This window comes from Enterobacter sp. LM3 (assembly GCF_046622475.1).
In the GTDB taxonomy this organism is placed as follows: Bacteria; Pseudomonadota; Gammaproteobacteria; order Enterobacterales; family Enterobacteriaceae; genus Enterobacter; species Enterobacter cloacae_P.
The window spans coordinates 205,876-223,753 of sequence record NZ_JBJURN010000003.1; the positions used below are offsets into that span (position 1 = coordinate 205,876).

Genomic DNA, 17,878 nt, shown 5'->3' on the forward strand with positions numbered 1-17,878 from the left:
TTGGGGAGAGGGTTAGGGTGAGGGCATCAGGCCGCACATATCAACGGCGACGCTGCCAGACCCACAATCCGGCAATCGCCAGCGCAAACAGCGCCCCGAACCCGACGCCAATGCCTACCACTGGCACACCCACTTTCACTGCCAGAGAATAAAGCCCCAGCATCAACAGCATGGCCATGTTTTCGCCGAGGTTCTGCACAGCAATGGCATTACCCGCCCCAACGGTCTGCTTTCCACGCTCCTGTAACAGCGCATTCAGCGGCACCACGAAGAAACCGCCCAGGATACCAATCAGGATCAACAGTGCGTACGTGGGCAGTAGCGCGTGTTGCAGCGAGAAAAGAAGTACCACCACTCCAATAAGGATCCCCGCCGGCATGCAGCGGGCAACAGTATCCAGCGTCACCAGCCTTGCCGCCGCTACAGCACCAACGACGATCCCAATAGCCACCATCGCATTAAGATAGGTCGGTGTGGCATTGTCGGTGATGCCCAGCGCCACCGGTACCCACAGTACCAGCAGGAAGCGCAGCGTGACACCCGCCCCCCAGAACATACTGGTGCCCATCAGCGAGAAACGCGTTTCACCGTTACGCCACAATACACGGCAGGCGTTGAAAAAGCTGCCGGTCATCGGCGTAAAACGCCAGGACTGACCAGGACGTGCTACCGGTAGTTTCGGGATAAACAGGTTGGCAATGACCGCCCCGCCATACACCACCGCACAAACGCCCAGCGCCACCAGCACGTGCCAGTCAGCCAGCACGCCCCCCGCGACAGAGCCGAGCAGGATCGCCGCGATAGTGGAAGACTCCATCAGACCGTTAGCTTTCACCAGCTTATCACCGGTCGTCAGCTCCCCCAGGATGCCATACTTCGCCGGGGAGTAAGCCGCAGCGCCAACGCCCACCAGCGTGTAGCCGATAAACGGGTTGAAGCCAAAACAGATACTGGCCGCGCCCAGCAGCTTCAGGCCGTTAGCAAACATCATCACCCGGCCTTTCGGGAAGCTGTCCGCCACCTGCCCCACAAACGGCGCAAAAATAATGTAAGCACCCACAAACACCATCTGGAGGATCGGCTGGCTCCAGTCGGGGTAAAACTCGGCTTTCAACAGCGCCAGGGTAGCAAACAGCAGGGCGTTGTCACCAAAAGCAGAGAGAAACTGGGCGGCAATCACCGCCATCATGCCCTTTGACCAGAGTGAAGTGTTAGTGTGTACTGACTCACGCATTTTGCTGTTCCGCCTGTTCAACCATGCCTTTCAGGGTCACAAAGTCGGGCTTACCGCTACCCAACACCGGAAGCTGTTTGAGGTAGCGAATATCACGCGGCACCGCCAGCTCAGGGATGCCGTGCTCGCGCGCATATTGCAGCAACTTGTCACGTTTAAGCTCGCTGTCGGTGGTGAAAAGCACCAGTGCCTCACCTTTGCTGGCATCGCTCTTCACAACCGTCGCATGCAGTTTGTCGGCGGATACCGCCGTCGCCAGCAGTTCAACCATCTCCAGAGAAACCATTTCACCGGCAATTTTGGCGAAGCGTTTTGCCCGCCCCTGGATTTGCACGAAGCCCTGCTCGTCGAAGCGAACAATATCGCCCGTGTCATACCAGCCTGTCTCAATTTCCCCGTTAACGTTTTCTGCCGTCGGCGCTTCCAGCACGCCCGGGTTTTCCACCCGCAGATAACCGTTCATCACGTTTGGCCCTTTCAACTGCAGACGCCCGCCATCCTCAATGCCCGGTACCGCCAGCAGGCGCGCGTCCATCCCCGGCAGAATGCGGCCAACCGTGCCCGGTTTCGCCGCCATCGGCACGTTAATGGATACCACGGGTGCGCACTCTGTGACGCCATAACCTTCCAGAATACGCAGGCCAAACTTGTCCTGCCAAATCTGACGCGTGCTGTCCTGCAGTTTTTCCGCTCCGGCCACCACATACCGCACGCGGTAGAAGTCATACGGATTAGCAAAACGAGCATAGTTACCGAGGAAGGTTGACGTCCCGAACAACACGGTGCAGTTACGGTCATACACCAGCTCCGGCACAATGCGATAATGCAGCGGGCTTGGATACAGGAACACTTCTGCGCCAGTCAGGAGCGGAGTAAAGAGACCGACCGTCAGGCCAAAGGAGTGGAACAACGGCAGCGCCGACATAAAACGGTCATTCGCCGTAAAGTCAGCAATGGTTTTGATCTGCTCTACGTTTGCCAGAATGCTCTTATGGCTGTGAACAACCCCTTTTGGGTTGCCTTCAGAGCCGGAGGTAAAGAGGATAATCGCGTCATCTTCCGGCTGCTGTTTAACCTGTGCCAGACGAGGCATCATCAGATGAGCAAAAATCCACAGCTTGTCACCCGTCGTAACGTCCGCTTTCAGATCTTCAAGGAAGACCCAGCGAACCTGGGTCAGTTGCTCCGGCAAGTGCCACAGCTTGCCTTTGTCCAGGAACTGGCGGGAGGTGAAGACAGTGTTGATTTGTGCCGCAGTGATGGCGCTGGTCAGCCCTTTAACACCTGCCGTGTAGTTCATCATCGCCGGAATACGGCCACGAGAAACCGCGCCGAAAATCACTGCCGCGCTGATCCCCGCATTAGGCAGCATCAGGCCAATCTTTTCGCCCTTCTTGCTGTATTTCTCAAGAATACGGCCCACAAACAGTGTTTTGGTCAGCAGCTTGCGATAGGTATCTGGCGTAAAGTTGATGTCTTCAATACAGTTTTTCTTCGCGCCATAGCGATATTGTGCCGACAGCAGAGATTCATACAGCGTTTCACGCGGGCGAACGGCCATACGCGCTTCCATCATAATCTGATGCAGCATTTCACCGGCGATTTTACGGCGATCGCGCGCACGCGGCGCTTCAGGCATCGGCAGTGACGTTGGCGGCAGAATATGCAGGGTAATTTTCGGGAACAGGCGCTGTTTCACCAGCCCTTTCAGGCGACCGAAATGGCTAAGCTCCGCACCTTCAATACGCAGTGGCACGACGGTTGCCTTTGACTTCGCCGCGACAAACCCCGCGCCGTCGTAGATTTTCATCAGCGAACCGCTTACCGAAATACGCCCTTCCGGGAAAATCACCACCGGACGCCCCTGCTCAACCAGGCGCACAAGATGTTTGATCATCATCGGTTTTGTCGGGTCGAGCGGCACAAAATCAATCAACGGTGCCAGCCAGCGCATAAACCACCGCTGGCTGATTGAGGTATAGACCGCAAACACCGGGCGCACGGGCAGAAACAGCGCCAGTAAAATGCCGTCGATAAAAGAAACATGGTTAGGTGTGATGAGTATGCGTTCGCCGCGAAGCGTCTGAGCATCGCCAGTGACACGGATACGAAAGAGAATACGGAAAAGTATACGGAAGAACCCAAAAAGCATCTCAACTCCCTTTGCCAACCAGTGTGAAGGGCTACGTTAAATGGTGGCAGATTACACGAGAAGTGCAGCAGGAGCGATAGCTAAAACAGGACGAAAAAAAACCTGCGCATCCGCGCAGGTTGGTGCAAGAGATGAGTACGAGATGCGTACTAAGAATTCTCACCAATCAATACCTCTGGGATCTCGACTTTATCAATCCCGTCGTCATTCTCGCTATCAGACAATCGCAACAGCCTGAGGCAAAGTGTAACTAAAGGTTCGGATTGACATTATTTTGACATGGTTACCCGTGTAACGCTTACACTGCCGGGGGTGTTCTGCGTCACGTTTGTCGATTGTGAAAACCCACTCCCCTTGAATGCACATTACTTTTCCGCAACACTAGCGAGTGTGTAAACGCTTACCCCTACTAAGAAGGTATTAAATGGCGACAATTAAGGATGTAGCTCGTCTGGCTGGTGTTTCCGTTGCGACTGTTTCACGCGTGATAAACGACTCCCCAAAAGCCAGTGACGCATCACGCCAGGCAGTACAGAACGCGATGGAAACCCTGAACTACCACCCCAATGCTAACGCCCGTGCGCTTGCTCAGCAGTCGACAGACACCATCGGGCTGGTAGTAGGCGATGTCTCTGACCCTTTTTTCGGCGCAATGGTTAAGGCCGTTGAACAGGTTTCTTATCAGACAGGCAATTTTTTGCTGATCGGCAATGGCTACCATAATGAACAAAAAGAACGTCAGGCCATTGAGCAGTTGATCCGCCACCGCTGCGCTGCGCTGGTTGTCCACGCCAAAATGCTCCCCGATGACGAACTGATTCATCTGATGAAACAAATCCCCGGTATGGTATTAATCAACCGTATTATTCCCGGGTTTGAGAAACGCTGCGTGGCACTCGACGACCACTACGGTGCCTGGCTTGCCACCCGCCATCTGATTCAACAAGGCCATACCCGTATCGGCTATCTCTGCTCTAACCATTCTATTTCCGACGCGGAAGACCGTCTGCGGGGCTACTACGATGCCCTGCGTGAAAACGGTCTGCCGTGCAATGACCGCCTGGTCGCGTATGGTGAACCAGATGAAAGCGGTGGCGAACAGGCAATGACGGAGCTGCTGGGGCGCGGGCGGAATTTTACCGCAGTTGCCAGCTATAACGACTCGATGGCCGCTGGCGCAATGGGGGTGTTAAATGACAACGGGATTGAGGTTCCGGCGGAAATTTCCCTTATTGGCTTCGATGATGTGCTGGTTTCACGCTACGTACGCCCTCGCCTGACCACCGTCCGCTACCCGATTGTCACGATGGCAACGCAGGCTGCGGAGCTGGCGCTGGCACTGGCGGAAAAACGCCAGCCGCCGGATATTACGCATCTGTTCAGTCCAACCTTAGTACGCCGTCACTCCGTGGTACAACCCGCTGAGACATCTAACGAATAGCGATAAAGGTGTACCATTTTATCCGGGTATTCCAGCCCATCGCCGATGTACTGCCAGCCGTAACGTTCGTAGAAGTCACGGCAGGCAGACCAAAGGTGTAGCTCGGTATACCCGATACGCGCGGCACAGGCGATGACATGCTGCTGAAGTTGCCCCGCCAGCCCTTTTCCTCGCGCCGTTTCATCCACATACAGTGCCGCCAGCCAGGGATAAAGATCCTGACGGGTAATGAGATCGCAGCGCCAGAGCCCCACGGTACCGAGAAGCTGTTCGCCCTCAACGGCAATAAAGGTCAGTGGTAATGCGCCCGGCGTCTGACTGTGCTCAACAATACTCTGGAAAAATTCCCGGGGCAGCCCGTCACCAAAGGCGTGCCAGATCCAGTCGATAACCTGTTCCGCATACTGTGGTGCGGCGTACAACGGCAGAATATTCACTTCATTTTTCCCCGAAAACCAGGTGCTGGTTTGAAAAGGTGGCCTCAGAGAGGCGCGATTCTGTGACGACGAACCCAACGCCGCCAGAGAGATTACAGGCGATGAGTTATAGCATTTTGGCATGCCACATTCCGTCATTTATTCCCGGCTGACGGATCGTTACCGAAAAGCGTGATCGTGATGGGGATTTTGCCCTTCCCGCATCGCTTATGCGCCGGATGGTCTGTGTTAAACTGCAGACCATTACGTGGAAGCAGGAATTTCTAATGGCAACAATGCTGGATGTCTCACTACGGGCGGGCGTGTCTAAAGCCACGGTATCGCGCGTACTGAACGGCACAGGTCAGGTTAAAGAGAGTACGCGTCAGCAGGTGTTCGCGGCGATGGAAGAGCTGGGCTACCGCCCGAACTTTCTCGCGCAGTCGCTTGCCAACCAGACCAGCAACAGCATTGGTCTGGTGGTCTCCACCTTCGACGGTTTTTACTTTGGTCGCCTGCTGCAGCAGGCTTCGCGGCAGACCGAGACGCACGGAAAGCAGTTGATCGTCACCGACGGCCACGACGCCCCCGAGCAGGAAGAACAGGCGGTGCAGATGCTGGCCGATCGCAAGTGCGATGCCATCGTGCTCTACACGCGGTACATGAGCGAAAAGACGATCATGAAGCTGATGAATTCCGTGCAGACGCCGCTGGTGGTCATTAACCGCGAAGTCAGCCAGGCAGCCGATCGCTGCGTCTTCTTCGAACAGCAGGATGCGGCCTTTAAAGCCGTGGATTATCTGATAAACCAGGGCCACCGTGAGATCGCCTGTATCACCGTTCCTATTCACACGCCAACCGGGAAAGCGCGTCTGATGGGCTACCGTAAAGCGCTGGAGAAGCACGGCATTCGTCTGGACGAGCGGCTGATCAAATATGGCGATGCGGGTATGACCCAGGGGTACGAGCTGTGCAAGGAGCTTATTGCCGAAAATGTTCCGTTTAGCGCCCTGTTTGCCTGTAACGATGATATGGCGCTGGGTGCGTCCAAAGCCTTACACCAGGCCGGGCGGCGGATCCCACAGGATATTTCGCTGTTTGGTTTCGACGATGCGCCTTGCGCCAAATGGCTGGAGCCTGCGCTCTCGTCGGTTTATCTGCCCATCGACAATATGATTGTCACGGCCATCGATCAGGCTATCCGGCTGGCAAAAAACCAGCCGGTTGAAGCGATCCCACCGTTTACCGGCACGCTGGTATTACGCGACTCGGTCACAACGGGGCCGTATTTTAATCAGACGAGTTCCAGCGCCAGCAACTCCTGAATGGTCTGGCGACGACGGATCAGTCGCGCCACACCGTTATCAAACAGCACTTCCGGCAGCAGCGGGCGGCTATTGTAGTTAGACGACATAGACGCCCCGTAAGCTCCTGTATCGTGCAGCACCAGGTAATCACCCGTCTTCACTTCTGGCAGCGCGCGGGTTTCCACTTTGCCCCCTTCCTGCTGGGTAAACACGTCACCAGATTCACACAGCGGACCAGCGACGACCGTCTCAACGCGCGGCGCGTGGGTTAAATCACGGCCATCGGCAGCCAGCGCTGTAATGTGGTGATAGCTGCCGTACATGGACGGACGCATCAGATCATTGAAGCCTGCGTCAATCAGAACGAAATGGCGCGATCCCATCTCTTTCACGCTGCGTACCTGCGCCACCAGCACACCGGCCTCTGCCACCAGGAAACGGCCCGGTTCAATCTCCAGCTTCACTGCATGACCCAGATGCGCAGAAATTTTGTCACGCGCGGTGTTCCACAGGCCGTAGTAGTGATCGGTATCGATCGCCTCTTCACCTTCGCGGTAAGGAATAGAAAGACCACCACCGGCAGAGATCGCCTCCAGATCCTGACCAAAGTCGACAACCTGGCGTACCATCGCGCCACATACCTGCTCAAGGTGACCGTAATCCACACCGGAGCCAATGTGCATATGAATACCCACCAGCGTCAGGTTGTAACGCTGCAACACCTCAAGGGCGGCTGGCAGATCGCTGTACCAGATCCCGTGCTTGCTGTTTTCGCCACCGGTATTGGTTTTTTGACTATGGCCGTGACCAAAACCCGGGTTTACACGTAGCCAGACGCGATGGCCAGGCGAAACCTGTCCGAGCTGTTCCAGCATATCCACAGAACCCGCGTTAACCGGGATCTGCAGCTCATGTACGCGCGCAAGCGTTGCATCGTCGATCAGGTCGGCGGTAAAGACAATCGCATCGCTGTCGGTCTTCGGATCAAACCCGGCCGCCAGCGCACGCTCGATTTCTCCCAGCGAAACGGAGTCAACCTTCACACCCTGCTCGCGCATCAGGCGCAGAATATGAATATTGGAACATGCCTTCTGAGCAAAACGCACTACGTCAAACTGATGTAGCGCGGCAATCTTCTCGCGCACGATCTGCGCGTCATAGACCCACACCGGGCAGCCAAATTCGGCAGGCAGACGCAGCAGGTTGTCGGCGTTCAAATCGGTATCGGTCTGGTTAAGCGGGCGTGGCATGGTCTTCTCCGGGTCGTCACAATTTTTACTGATTACGCCACAGCACAAAGAGAATAAAAAATATCGTTTTATCGTGAGTCTATGCAAAAATGATATGGATAGCCCTCAACCCTCAGGTGCGCCATGCCAGCCGTCAACTTACGCCATATCGAGATTTTTCACGCCGTGATGACTACCGGCAATCTCACCGAGGCCGCACAGATGCTGCACACTTCGCAGCCGACAGTCAGCCGCGAGCTGGCGCGTTTCGAAAAGGTGCTGGGGCTGAAGCTGTTTGAACGCACGCGCGGCAGGCTGCACCCGACGGTACAAGGGTTGCGTTTGTTCGAGGAAGTTCAGCGATCCTGGTACGGGCTGGATCGGATCGTCAGCGCGGCAGAAAGCCTGCGCGAGTTTCGCCAGGGCGAGCTGTCGATTGTCTGCCTGCCCGTCTTTTCGCAGTCGTTTTTGCCGATGCTGATACAGCCTTTTCTGAGCCGTTATCCTGAGGTAAACCTCACCATCGTGCCGCAGGAGTCGCCGCTGCTTGAAGAGTGGCTCTCCGCTCAGCGCCACGATCTGGGTCTGACCGAGACCCTCGCCACACCAGCGGGAACACAGCGTGCAGAACTGCTCGCGTTAGATGAGGTCTGCGTACTGCCTGCCGGGCATCCACTTGTCCGCAAACGCGTTTTGACACCGGCTGATTTCCACGGTGAAAACTACATTAGCCTCTCCCAGACCGACAGCTACCGACAGCTGCTGGACACGCTCTTTGCCGAGCATCAGGTGAAACGGCGGATGGTGGTGGAAACGCACAGTGCCGCCTCAATTTGCGCAATGGTGCGCGCCGGGGTTGGGGTCGCGGTGGTCAATCCGCTCACGGCGCTGGATTACGCGGGTAGCGGAATTGTGGTTCGCCGTTTTAGCGTTTCAGTACCTTTTACCGTGAGCCTGATCCGCCCGCTGCATCGCCCGGCTTCCGCGCTGGTGGACGCGTTCAGTGAGCATCTGCAAGGGGGAGTATCTGCGCTGACCGGACAGCTGGAGAAGGTGCTTGAAAAGACGCCCGACTAAACGGCGGGCATCATAAGACTCAGTTAAAACGTTTTGCGACCGCAGCCACACGCGCACCGAATTTCACTGCAGTATCCAGATCGCCTGACGCAATGGCACCTGCGTCTGCATCTGACGGAGACTGTACCAGCAGTCCAACAGAACCGCCCAGGTTATTGATATCCTGGCGGGTTGCCGCCTGAGTGTTCGACGGTGGCAGACCCAGGCTCACCCAAATCCCGCCGTGCTGAGAAGCCAGCGTTTGCAGGTATTGCAGCGAGACTTGCTTATCACCATTCAGGCTTGCGCTGTTGCTGAAGCCAGCAAAGACTTTGTCCTGCCAGCTACGTACGAACCAGGCTTTAGAGGTCGCATCAGCAAACTTTTTAAACTGCCACGGTACGCTCCCCATGTAGGTTGGCGCGCCAAAAATGATTGCCTTCGCATCATTCAGTTTTTGCCAGTCGCTTTCCTGAATATCGCCATTGCTGTCAATCGCGATCAGTTCAGCCTGCGCACCCTCTGCGACCGTTTCAGCAACGCGTTTGGTGTGGCCGTAGCCAGAATAATAGATAACTACAACGCTCATCGTATCTCTCCTGATGCAATATTACTTTGTTAATCAAACGATTAAATATGTCCGGACATTACTCTGCGAATCAGTTGCCATTTTCGGTTCCCTGGTATCAAATAGAAACCTTAAGTCGTTTTATACACGCAAACAAACGCGGGTGTAAGAAGGCACCTTTACCTCACCTGGTTACCTTGAGGGAACCACCATGACTGATACTGCAATACTGAAAAAGGAGATGCCTCCTTATAACGTGTTCGATGAACGCTGCCCGACACGCGATGTGCTGGCGCGTATTGCCGATAAGTGGGCGCTGTTGATCCTTGCGCGTCTCCAGAACGGGCCGATGCGCTTTAATCAGCTGCAACGCGATATTCAGCGGATCACCAAGAAGGTGCTGACCCAGTCTCTGCGCAAGCTGGAACGTGACGGGCTGGTTGCGCGGGAGGTTTTCGCGACGGTGCCGGTGACGGTGGAATACAGCCTGACGCCGCTTGGGCAGGCCTTAACCGAAACGGTCACCGTACTGGCGCACTGGGTGGAAAGTAATATGGATGCGATTGTCGCGGCGCAATCAGCTTACGACGCCGCCAACGCGCAGGCCTGAGCCGGGACATACCCGGCGCAAGCCCGCTCAGGAGAGCATAAATTCGACGGCGTCGGCAGCATGAATGGCAGCGGTATCAAATACCGGAATCGGGCTTTGCTCAGCCGGTACGAGCAAACCAATTTCCGTACAGCCGAAAATGACCCCTTCTGCACCCTGTTGTGCGAGTTTCTCAATCACGCGGACATAACAGGCACGGGAAGATCCGCTGAAAGTGCCCAGACAAAGTTCGTCAAAAATAATCTGATTAATGCGTTCTCTGTCGGCTTCTTCCGGGATCAGGCTTTCGATACCAAACTGGCTGCTCAACCGCCCACGATAGAAATCCTGCTCCATCGTGTAGCGCGTACCCAACAACGCCACGCGTGATATCCCTGATGCGCTTATCGCGCGTCCCGTCGCATCGGCAATATGCAGGAACGGCAGCGAGCAGCGGTTTTCTATCTGTGACGCCACTTTATGCATGGTGTTAGTGCAGAGCAGAATGCCTTCGGCTCCGGCACGTTCCAGCCCAAGCGCCGCCTGCGCCAGGATCTCCCCGGCTTTTTCCCACTCGCCACTCGACTGGCAGGCTTCAATTTCGTGGAAATCCACGCTGTGCAGCAACAGGCTGGCGGAGTGCAGGCCGCCAAGACGCTGCTTCACCCCTTCATTAATCAGGCGGTAATAAGGGATTGTTGATTCCCAGCTCATCCCACCTAACAGGCCGATCGTTTTCATCATCCCTCCTTATGCGTTTATCCCAGTGAAGCAAACTTGCGATCGCGTTTCCAGCTCTTTGTCCCGTCACCGCTTTTGCAACCCGCCTGATTTATCCGGCTGGCGCTTCCCCGGATAAAAAAAGGCGCTGTATTCAGCGCCCCTTTTTCATCACCACAGAATTATTCTGCCACTGGCTCCAGAAGTGCATCGCGTGAGCGCATGGCGTCACGTAACAGCACGCTGCCACAGGCAAAAAAACCGCCCAGAATCCCCGCCAGCAGCACAATTAAGGCCTTACCCGGGCCATCTTTCTTCACCGGCATGGAAGGAGAGAGCTGGTATTTAAACGGCTCAAGCGTGATGTCTTTAAAGGAGAGCTTTTGCAGCTGAGTCAGATAGTATTCACGGTTCTGGAAGTCTGCATTCAGTTCAGAGATATCCTTCAGATTTTTTTCAATCTGCAGTTTTTGCGCAATACCGTCAGCACCGAGCGCAACAGAGTAATCCGGGTCGTCTTTGACTGCCTGGCCATTGCTGTAGACCGGCTTCTTGATACCCGCCGCGTTGGCCACTTCCAGCGAGTAGTTAAGACGCTGCAGGTTAGTATTATGAATATTCGTCAGGCGCACACGATCCAGTTCCAGCTGCTGCTGTACCTCTTTCGTTTTCAACACGATCTGATTACGAATGTTCTGCATCGTCTCCTGCTCTACCATGCGGGAGATATAGTCAATGTAGCCGTCAAGAACCGTCTGAGCATCACCCGCCGTCGGTGCGGAGAAACTCAGCGTCCAGGAGACATAAGGTGCTTTATCAGCATCTTTTGCCTGGACGTTATCCGTTGCTGTCATTTTTTCTGCGATGTTCACCACCGCACGGTGCAGCTCCAGCGGATCAATATCAGTGCCTTTTAACTGAGACATCACGTACGGTGAGTTCTTCATGTACTCTTCCAGCAGCGACTGCGACTGAAACCTTTTGATGAACAGATTAAACACATCCGGGCGTGAAATTTTTGCGTCTACACCGAGCACCTGTAGCTCAACCATCATCTGGCGCAGCGGGTTCCACTGGGTCTGTTCTGCCGGGGTGATCACGGCTTTACTGGTCCATTTTTGCGGCATCAGAAACGTGATGACCAGACCTACCAGCGCGAAGGTAAAGGCAATGGCGATAATACGTTTTTTTGCCGCCAGCAGGACGTGCAACAATCCCAGAAGATCTATCTCTTTAGTACTGGCTGCCGGGGTGGCATAGTGGGGAAAATCGAGGTCCGTGTTTTTTTTGAAATCCATAGCTGACATAACTGTTCTACTTTTGAGGGTGCAGTAAATTTCTGCCTGACTGGTTCGTGGAGTCAGAATAATACAAGATAATAAGAATTATCTGAATGCCGGATAAGTCTAACTATGTGCCACCTATCAGAATTTGTAGTAAATCCCTTGATGGCATGTCGTCAGGATAACGGAAAAATAACGTCATTAAATAAAGTTAAATGAAGTAACACTGACGTTCAGCGGAGAATAAACGGGCACGGCATCTGCCGCAGAGATAAAAAAAACCCGGCGAGCGCTGCTTCGCCGGGCAATAAAATTACACGCCGATATTCCTCAACCTTTCCCCTGCCATCAGCTTACGTTCGATATGTTCCAGCGTGACGCCTTTGGTTTCCGGGATCAGCCAGAACGTAATTCCGATAAACGCCACGTTCAGCACCGTGTAGAGCCAGAAGGTACCCGCCGCGCCAATTGCATCCAGCAGCGTCAGGAACGTCGCACCTATGATCATGTTCGACACCCAGTTAGTGGTGGTGGAACACGTGATGCCGAAGTCACGGCATTTCAGCGGCTGAATTTCAGAGCACAGGATCCACACCACCGGCGCGGCGCTCATTGCATAACCGGCAATACACATCATGGTCATACCAATGGAGAGCCAGGAAAGCCCTCTGGATGCAGTGCCATTATCAAACTGCATCAGGCAGTAGCCGAGGATCAGCGTGCCGATCGCCATCACGCTGAAACCAATTTTCAGTGCCGGTTTACGCCCGGCCTTATCGACGGTGAACACCGCAATAAAAGTCGCGAACATAAAGGTCAGCCCCACCACCAGCGTGGCGATCATCTGCTGTTCCGTGGTCGTAAAACCGGCCATTTTGAAAATACGCGGCGCGTAGTACATGATAATGTTCATCCCGGTAAACTGCTGCATCGCCTGCAGCAACATACCGAGAAACACCGCACGGCGTACATTGCGGTTGATCTTAAACAGCGCCCAGCCACCCTGTTTCAGCTTCAGGCTTTCGCGGATTTCATTCAGCTCTTCACGTGCTTTTTCAGAGGTATCACGCAGCATACGCAGCACCTCCTCTGCCTCCACGTGACGGCCCTTTTGCGCCAGCCAGCGCGGGCTGTTCGGCAGGAAAACCACTAACACAATCAGCAACAGTGCAGGCAGCGCCAGTACACCCAGCATCGCACGCCAGTTACCGCTGTAGCTGAAGTAGGTGTCGGACAAAAATGCCAGCACAATACCAAGCGTCACCATCAGCTGATACATACTGATCATCTTGCCGCGCACGTTCTCACTCGCCATTTCAGAGAGATACAGAGGAGCGGTATAGGAGGCAATCCCCACCGCCACGCCGAGCAACACGCGGGAAAGCAACAATATTTCAATACTTGCCGCAAACGCGGAGCCAACAGAGCCAGCCACAAACAGGATCGCCCCTACCATCAGGCTGTATTTACGCCCCAGACGGAACGAGAGCCAGCCGTTAAACAGCGCCCCAATAGCCGCACCGAGCATCATACTGCTCACCACCCACTCCTGCAGGCGACTGCTCAGCGTAAAGTGGTCGGTAATAAACGGCAGCGCCCCGGCAATGACGCCGATATCCAGACCGAACAGTAAACCGGCCACGGCTGCCGCAATAGAGACAAATTGATTCATGCGGCGGGTATCACGCAGTACGCCGGGCATGAGGGTAGAGTCATTTATAGAGGTCATAGTTTCCTGCCTGAACAGCGAAATTTGTCCACTGAAATTACGAGATAGCGAGAAAAAGTGTCAGGCCGTAATTCGTGAAAACATGGATTATTTGACTGCCATGTAGCGTTCTGTGATGGACATTACAATTTCAACTAATGATGAATATTCACCTGTTTTTATTAACATGTTTATTTTTAAGAATTAAATTTGTGATTTATGTCATCTATGATTTTTTGATATGGATTTTTCATCTTTACAGATATGGACTATGACGATTTTTGAGCAAAAAAAACCTCCACGCGGAGGCAGAGGTTCTGTCTGAAAACGGAATTAGCGTGCCAGCCATCCACCGTCAACCGCCACGGTGTAGCCGTTGATATAGTCAGATGCCGGAGATGCCAGGAACACAACCGGCCCCATCAGATCGCCCGGTAAACCCCAGCGACCAGCCGGAATACGGTCGAGGATTTCCGCGTTACGCTGCTCATCAGCCCGCAGCTGCCGGGTGTTGTTGGTTGCCATGTAGCCCGGAGCAATCGCGTTGACGTTAATGTTGTGCTTCGCCCACTCATTCGCCAGCAAACGGGTCACGCCCATGACGGCGCTTTTTGACGCGGTGTAAGACGGTACACGGATCCCGCCCTGGAAGGAGAGCATGGAAGCAATGTTAATGATCTTGCCGCCTGTCCCCTGAGCGATGAAGTGCTTCGCTGCCGCCTGAGACAAAAAGAACACGCTCTTGATGTTCAGGTTCATCACGTCGTCCCAGTCGCGTTCGCTGAAGTCGATCGCATCTTCACGACGAATTAAACCGGCGTTGTTCACCAGAATGTCGATATGACCGAATTCCGCGACAGCACGTTCCAGCAGTGCCGGGATCGCGTCGATGTTACGCAGGTCGGCGGTCAGGCTCAGGAAACGGCGACCCAGCGCGATCACGCGCCCGATGGTTTCAGTTGGCTCAACAATGTTGATACCCACGATATCGCAACCCGCTTCCGCCAGACCTAATGCCATCCCCTGACCCAGGCCGGTATCACAACCGGAAACCACCGCCACTTTACCGTGCAGAGAAAATGCATCGAGAATCATGTTGGCTCCTTACTCTTTCAGCACCAGTCGATCGTAACCAAAAGAAAAATTAACGAAACAGCGTTCCATTTTGTTGGTAAACACATAGTATCCACAGCAAAATATGTTTTCAACTCAATTTAAAACAATGTTTCATTTTTGCATTTAAACATGCTAAAAATAGCATTTTGATCACGGTTATTAAGGAGGACGCTGTTGGTTTTTGGGCATGCTTTTGCCGGGTGATGCTCACGCTGACCCGGCATGAAGAGTGATGTTGCGAGGAATTAACGCTCGATGGCTAACGCGACGCCTTGTCCGCCACCGATACACAGCGTCGCCAGCCCCTTGCGGGCGTTACGCTTTTTCATTTCGTGAACCAATGATACCAGGATCCGGCAGCCAGACGCGCCGATAGGGTGACCCAGTGCGATCGCACCACCGTTAACATTCACCCGCAGCGGATCCCACTCCAGCATTTTGCCAACCGAAATCGCCTGAGCGGCAAAGGCTTCGTTGACTTCCAGCAGATCCACATCCTCAAGCTGCCAGCCTGCGCGCTCCAGACAGCGGCGGGTAGCATAAACGGGTGCGATCCCCATTAACGCAGGATCAACGCCCACGCTGGCAAACGCTTTAATGCGCGCCAGCACAGGAAGATCCAGTTCCAGGGCTTTACTTTCGCTCATCATCATCACGGCCGCTGCACCGTCATTAATGGAAGAGGCATTGCCCGCCGTAACCGAACCGAGCGTTTCAAATGCCGGGTTAAGCCTTGCCAGTCCTTCGGCACTGGCGTCGGTGCGCGGCTGCTCGTCGGTATCTACCGTAACGGCTTCGCCATTCTGACGCAGGGTGCTGACAGGGACAATCTCATCGCGAAAACGCCCGGAATCAATCGCGGCACGGGCTTTTTGCTGTGAACTCAGCGCCCAGGCGTCCTGGAGTTCACGGCTGATGCCGTACTCACGCGCCAGGTTTTCTGCCGTCACGCCCATATGGTAGTCATTGAATGCATCCCACAGGCCGTCATGTACCAGGCTGTCGAGTAGCTGGCTGTTTCCCAGCTGTGCGCCAGTACGGCTGTCGGTCAATACGTGCGGTGCGCGGCTCATGTTCTCCTGCCCGCCCGCAATCACGACATCTGCCTCGCCACACTGAATGGCCTGCGTGGCAAGATGCAGCGCTTTTAAACCAGAGCCACAGACGTCGTTGATGGTAATCGCGGATACGGTATTGGGCAGGCCGCCTTTCAGCGCCGCCTGTCGGGCAGGGTTTTGCCCGGCTCCGGCAGTCAGAACCTGGCCCAGGATCACCTCATCAATTTCATGTGCTGCGATCCCACTGCGTTCCACCAGCGCTTTAACCACCACGCTACCCAGATCAACAGCCGAGTGGCGCGCAAGCGACCCCTGAAAACAGCCGATAGCTGTACGCAGCGCACCCACTATAACGACATCTTTCATCACGACCTCTGTGTTAAATGACATGACGATAGTAGAGTATTGTTATCGATAGTTGACGCAATTGTTTATAAAAAGTGAGTTTAGTCACAGGATTAGCGTGCATCCTGCAAATACTGGCGCAACCAGCTTCCGGCGACGCCTGGCGGGGATCGCTTGTTCCACAGCAGATCGATGGCAATGGTTCTCGGCCAGCCGGGAACATTCAGTTGCACCAGTGATTTCGCGGCGGCAAATTCATCCACCAGCGCACACGGCAACGCGCACCAGCCAAATCCTTGCACCGCCATACCCAGGAGTAACAGGTAATTCGGTGCTGACCAGACAGGTCCTCTCGCCAGTGAGGGTTCGCGCTCCAGGTAGGTATTCAGTCGCAGTTCACGCCAGCCGTGCAGCTCACCGGCCTGAGTTTCGTGTTGTTCTGCCAGGGGATGAGTGGCAGAGACATAAATGGCCATCCGGGTCTGCATTGCAAGCCGTGTGACCCCAATCCCGGGAGGGTAGCTGTCTCGTGCTTCCGTCAGCCCAATCTGCGCCCTCTCCTTCTGCAGCAGATCGATAACATCCTCTTCCTCGCCAATCAGGCATTCGAATTCCGTATGTGGAAAACGTCGATCGAACTGGTTCATGAGATCTTCCAGCACGTCCGGGTTGAGCGTATCGGAAAGCACAAACGTCAGGCGAGCCTCCGTTTGTGCCGTGAGCGACACCGCCAGCTCATCAAGCCGCGCACTGGCGGCAAGGATCGACTGTACATAGCCCAGCACCTGTTCACCCTGAGCGGTTAAGACTGGCTGGCGCGCCGAGCGGTCAAACAGCTCAAACCCCAGATCAGCTTCCAGGTTCGCAATTGAGGTACTGATAGTGGACTGGCTTTTTCGCAGGCGGCGCGCGGCGGCGGAAAAAGAGCCAGCAGAAACCGTTTCGACAAACGCAATGAGGGCTTCGGGAGAATAGCGCATGATGTATCTATTTTATCGATGGATACTATCTTTTATATATCATCTTTAACGATAAAAATAGACCTCAACACCGCCCATACTGGCGAATTAATGAGGTCACTATGCAACATCAGGATGCACTCCAACGTAAATTGCCAGAGCGGATCTTTCATGCCGTCTGTTTCGAAGGCATTGCCACGGCGATCCTTGCCCCAACGGCAGCGTGGTTAATGCAACGTTCCGTTGTCGAAATGGGAGGGTTGACCATTATTCTGGCAACCACGGCGATGCTCTGGAACATTATCTATAACTTCGGTTTTGACCGTTTCTGGCCAGTACAGCGGGTAAAACGTACGGCAAAAGTTCGCGCATTGCATGCGCTGGGGTTTGAGTGCGGGTTTATTGTGATCGGTGTGTCCATTGTTGCCGCCGTTCTGGGCGTCACGTTGCTTCAGGCATTCACACTGGAAATAGGTTTCTTCCTGTTCTTCCTGCCGTACACCATGTTCTATAACTGGGCCTACGACACCCTGCGCGAGAAATTTCTCAAGCGTCGCCAGCAACGACGCGCCCTCGCAGGCTAATCCCTCTCTGGCCGGACGCCCGCTCCGGCCAGACACCTTCGAAGCAACTGCGCTCTCAGCTCATAATTATGGTAAATTGCACTCCTTTGTGTTGGTTTTCTGGTTGATGCGTT

The 17,878-nt window shown here is 54.5% G+C and carries 16 protein-coding genes; 5 read left to right on the top strand and 11 right to left on the bottom strand.

The window, feature by feature from the left end; translation table 11 throughout:
- Nucleotides 1–40: 40 nt before the first annotated feature.
- Nucleotides 41–1,234 carry a lysophospholipid transporter LplT gene (lplT, locus tag ACJ9N4_RS05080; protein ID WP_182918888.1) on the bottom strand — a complete coding sequence of 398 codons (1,194 nt, stop codon included), beginning with the start codon at nt 1,232–1,234 and terminating at the stop codon, nt 41–43.
- Nucleotides 1,227–3,386, bottom strand: a complete 2,160-nt coding sequence (gene aas, locus ACJ9N4_RS05085; RefSeq protein WP_182918889.1) for a bifunctional acyl-ACP--phospholipid O-acyltransferase/long-chain-fatty-acid--ACP ligase — start codon at nt 3,384–3,386, stop codon at nt 1,227–1,229. The genes lplT and aas overlap by 8 nt, the downstream gene beginning before the upstream one ends.
- A gap of 424 nt (nt 3,387–3,810) precedes the next feature.
- Here aas and galR point away from each other — a divergent pair, with 424 nt between their 5' ends.
- Complete coding sequence (gene galR, locus ACJ9N4_RS05090; RefSeq protein WP_182272515.1) at nt 3,811–4,827, top strand: HTH-type transcriptional regulator GalR; 1,017 nt, start codon at nt 3,811–3,813, stop codon at nt 4,825–4,827.
- On the opposite strand, the gene ACJ9N4_RS05095 is transcribed toward galR, so the two are convergent.
- On the bottom strand, nt 4,788–5,264 hold the full coding sequence (locus tag ACJ9N4_RS05095; RefSeq protein WP_182920062.1) for a GNAT family N-acetyltransferase: 477 nt from the start codon (nt 5,262–5,264) through the stop codon (nt 4,788–4,790). The two genes, galR and ACJ9N4_RS05095, sit on opposite strands and share 40 nt — an antisense overlap.
- Before the next feature lie 266 nt (nt 5,265–5,530).
- Between ACJ9N4_RS05095 and ACJ9N4_RS05100 the strand changes: the two genes are divergently transcribed.
- Complete coding sequence (locus tag ACJ9N4_RS05100) at nt 5,531–6,568, top strand: LacI family DNA-binding transcriptional regulator (protein ID WP_182918890.1); 1,038 nt, start codon at nt 5,531–5,533, stop codon at nt 6,566–6,568.
- On the opposite strand, the gene lysA is transcribed toward ACJ9N4_RS05100, so the two are convergent.
- Entirely contained in the window at nt 6,538–7,800 is a 1,263-nt protein-coding gene (lysA, locus tag ACJ9N4_RS05105) for a diaminopimelate decarboxylase (RefSeq protein ID WP_182918891.1), read from the bottom strand. The genes ACJ9N4_RS05100 and lysA overlap by 31 nt on opposite strands.
- A gap of 123 nt (nt 7,801–7,923) precedes the next feature.
- Here lysA and ACJ9N4_RS05110 point away from each other — a divergent pair, with 123 nt between their 5' ends.
- On the top strand, nt 7,924–8,856 hold the full coding sequence (locus ACJ9N4_RS05110; RefSeq protein WP_411500304.1) for a LysR family transcriptional regulator: 933 nt from the start codon (nt 7,924–7,926) through the stop codon (nt 8,854–8,856).
- Nucleotides 8,857–8,875: 19 nt separating this feature from the next.
- Here the strand turns inward: ACJ9N4_RS05110 and ACJ9N4_RS05115 are convergent, their stop codons facing one another.
- Nucleotides 8,876–9,424 carry a flavodoxin family protein gene (locus tag ACJ9N4_RS05115; protein ID WP_182272519.1) on the bottom strand — a complete coding sequence of 183 codons (549 nt, stop codon included), beginning with the start codon at nt 9,422–9,424 and terminating at the stop codon, nt 8,876–8,878.
- Between the two features lie 190 nt (nt 9,425–9,614).
- Between ACJ9N4_RS05115 and ACJ9N4_RS05120 the strand changes: the two genes are divergently transcribed.
- A complete protein-coding gene (locus ACJ9N4_RS05120) occupies nt 9,615–10,013 on the top strand; it encodes a winged helix-turn-helix transcriptional regulator (RefSeq protein WP_182272520.1) in 399 nt (132 codons plus the stop codon).
- Nucleotides 10,014–10,040: 27 nt separating this feature from the next.
- Here ACJ9N4_RS05120 and ACJ9N4_RS05125 read toward each other — a convergent pair whose 3' ends face one another.
- The 6 genes from ACJ9N4_RS05125 to ACJ9N4_RS05150 all read right to left on the bottom strand — a co-directional run bounded on the left by ACJ9N4_RS05125 (nt 10,041) and on the right by ACJ9N4_RS05150 (nt 17,202).
- Nucleotides 10,041–10,733, bottom strand: a complete 693-nt coding sequence (locus tag ACJ9N4_RS05125) for an aspartate/glutamate racemase (protein WP_182274567.1) — start codon at nt 10,731–10,733, stop codon at nt 10,041–10,043.
- 161 nt (nt 10,734–10,894) lie between these two features.
- Nucleotides 10,895–12,019, bottom strand: coding sequence for an LPS O-antigen length regulator Wzz(fepE) (wzz(fepE), locus tag ACJ9N4_RS05130; RefSeq protein ID WP_182918893.1), 1,125 nt, complete (start codon nt 12,017–12,019; stop codon nt 10,895–10,897).
- Nucleotides 12,020–12,308: 289 nt separating this feature from the next.
- On the bottom strand, nt 12,309–13,742 hold the full coding sequence (locus tag ACJ9N4_RS05135; RefSeq protein WP_411500325.1) for a sugar porter family MFS transporter: 1,434 nt from the start codon (nt 13,740–13,742) through the stop codon (nt 12,309–12,311).
- Between the two features lie 294 nt (nt 13,743–14,036).
- Entirely contained in the window at nt 14,037–14,798 is a 762-nt protein-coding gene (gene kduD, locus ACJ9N4_RS05140) for a 2-dehydro-3-deoxy-D-gluconate 5-dehydrogenase KduD (RefSeq protein WP_182272523.1), read from the bottom strand.
- Nucleotides 14,799–15,064: 266 nt separating this feature from the next.
- Nucleotides 15,065–16,243, bottom strand: coding sequence for an acetyl-CoA C-acetyltransferase (locus ACJ9N4_RS05145; RefSeq protein ID WP_182272524.1), 1,179 nt, complete (start codon nt 16,241–16,243; stop codon nt 15,065–15,067).
- A gap of 92 nt (nt 16,244–16,335) precedes the next feature.
- Nucleotides 16,336–17,202 (bottom strand): LysR family transcriptional regulator, encoded by an 867-nt coding sequence (locus ACJ9N4_RS05150; RefSeq protein ID WP_182918895.1) that lies wholly within the window; start codon nt 17,200–17,202, stop codon nt 16,336–16,338.
- 101 nt (nt 17,203–17,303) lie between these two features.
- Between ACJ9N4_RS05150 and ACJ9N4_RS05155 the strand changes: the two genes are divergently transcribed.
- Complete coding sequence (locus tag ACJ9N4_RS05155) at nt 17,304–17,765, top strand: multidrug/biocide efflux PACE transporter (RefSeq protein ID WP_020687112.1); 462 nt, start codon at nt 17,304–17,306, stop codon at nt 17,763–17,765.
- Nucleotides 17,766–17,878 lie beyond the last annotated feature (113 nt).

Excerpts from the sequence above, each read along its gene's own strand:
- lplT (WP_182918888.1), bottom strand. The coding sequence starts at position 1,234 with ATGCGTGAGTCAGTACACACTAACACTTCACTCTGGTCAAAGGGCATG.
- aas (WP_182918889.1), bottom strand. The coding sequence starts at position 3,386 with ATGCTTTTTGGGTTCTTCCGTATACTTTTCCGTATTCTCTTTCGTATC.
- galR (WP_182272515.1), top strand. The coding sequence starts at position 3,811 with ATGGCGACAATTAAGGATGTAGCTCGTCTGGCTGGTGTTTCCGTTGCG.
- ACJ9N4_RS05100 (WP_182918890.1), top strand. The coding sequence starts at position 5,531 with ATGGCAACAATGCTGGATGTCTCACTACGGGCGGGCGTGTCTAAAGCC.
- lysA (WP_182918891.1), bottom strand. The coding sequence starts at position 7,800 with ATGCCACGCCCGCTTAACCAGACCGATACCGATTTGAACGCCGACAAC.
- ACJ9N4_RS05110 (WP_411500304.1), top strand. The coding sequence starts at position 7,924 with ATGCCAGCCGTCAACTTACGCCATATCGAGATTTTTCACGCCGTGATG.
- ACJ9N4_RS05115 (WP_182272519.1), bottom strand. The coding sequence starts at position 9,424 with ATGAGCGTTGTAGTTATCTATTATTCTGGCTACGGCCACACCAAACGC.
- ACJ9N4_RS05120 (WP_182272520.1), top strand. The coding sequence starts at position 9,615 with ATGACTGATACTGCAATACTGAAAAAGGAGATGCCTCCTTATAACGTG.
- ACJ9N4_RS05125 (WP_182274567.1), bottom strand. The coding sequence starts at position 10,733 with ATGAAAACGATCGGCCTGTTAGGTGGGATGAGCTGGGAATCAACAATC.
- kduD (WP_182272523.1), bottom strand. The coding sequence starts at position 14,798 with ATGATTCTCGATGCATTTTCTCTGCACGGTAAAGTGGCGGTGGTTTCC.
- ACJ9N4_RS05145 (WP_182272524.1), bottom strand. The coding sequence starts at position 16,243 with ATGAAAGATGTCGTTATAGTGGGTGCGCTGCGTACAGCTATCGGCTGT.
- ACJ9N4_RS05150 (WP_182918895.1), bottom strand. The coding sequence starts at position 17,202 with ATGCGCTATTCTCCCGAAGCCCTCATTGCGTTTGTCGAAACGGTTTCT.
- ACJ9N4_RS05155 (WP_020687112.1), top strand. The coding sequence starts at position 17,304 with ATGCAACATCAGGATGCACTCCAACGTAAATTGCCAGAGCGGATCTTT.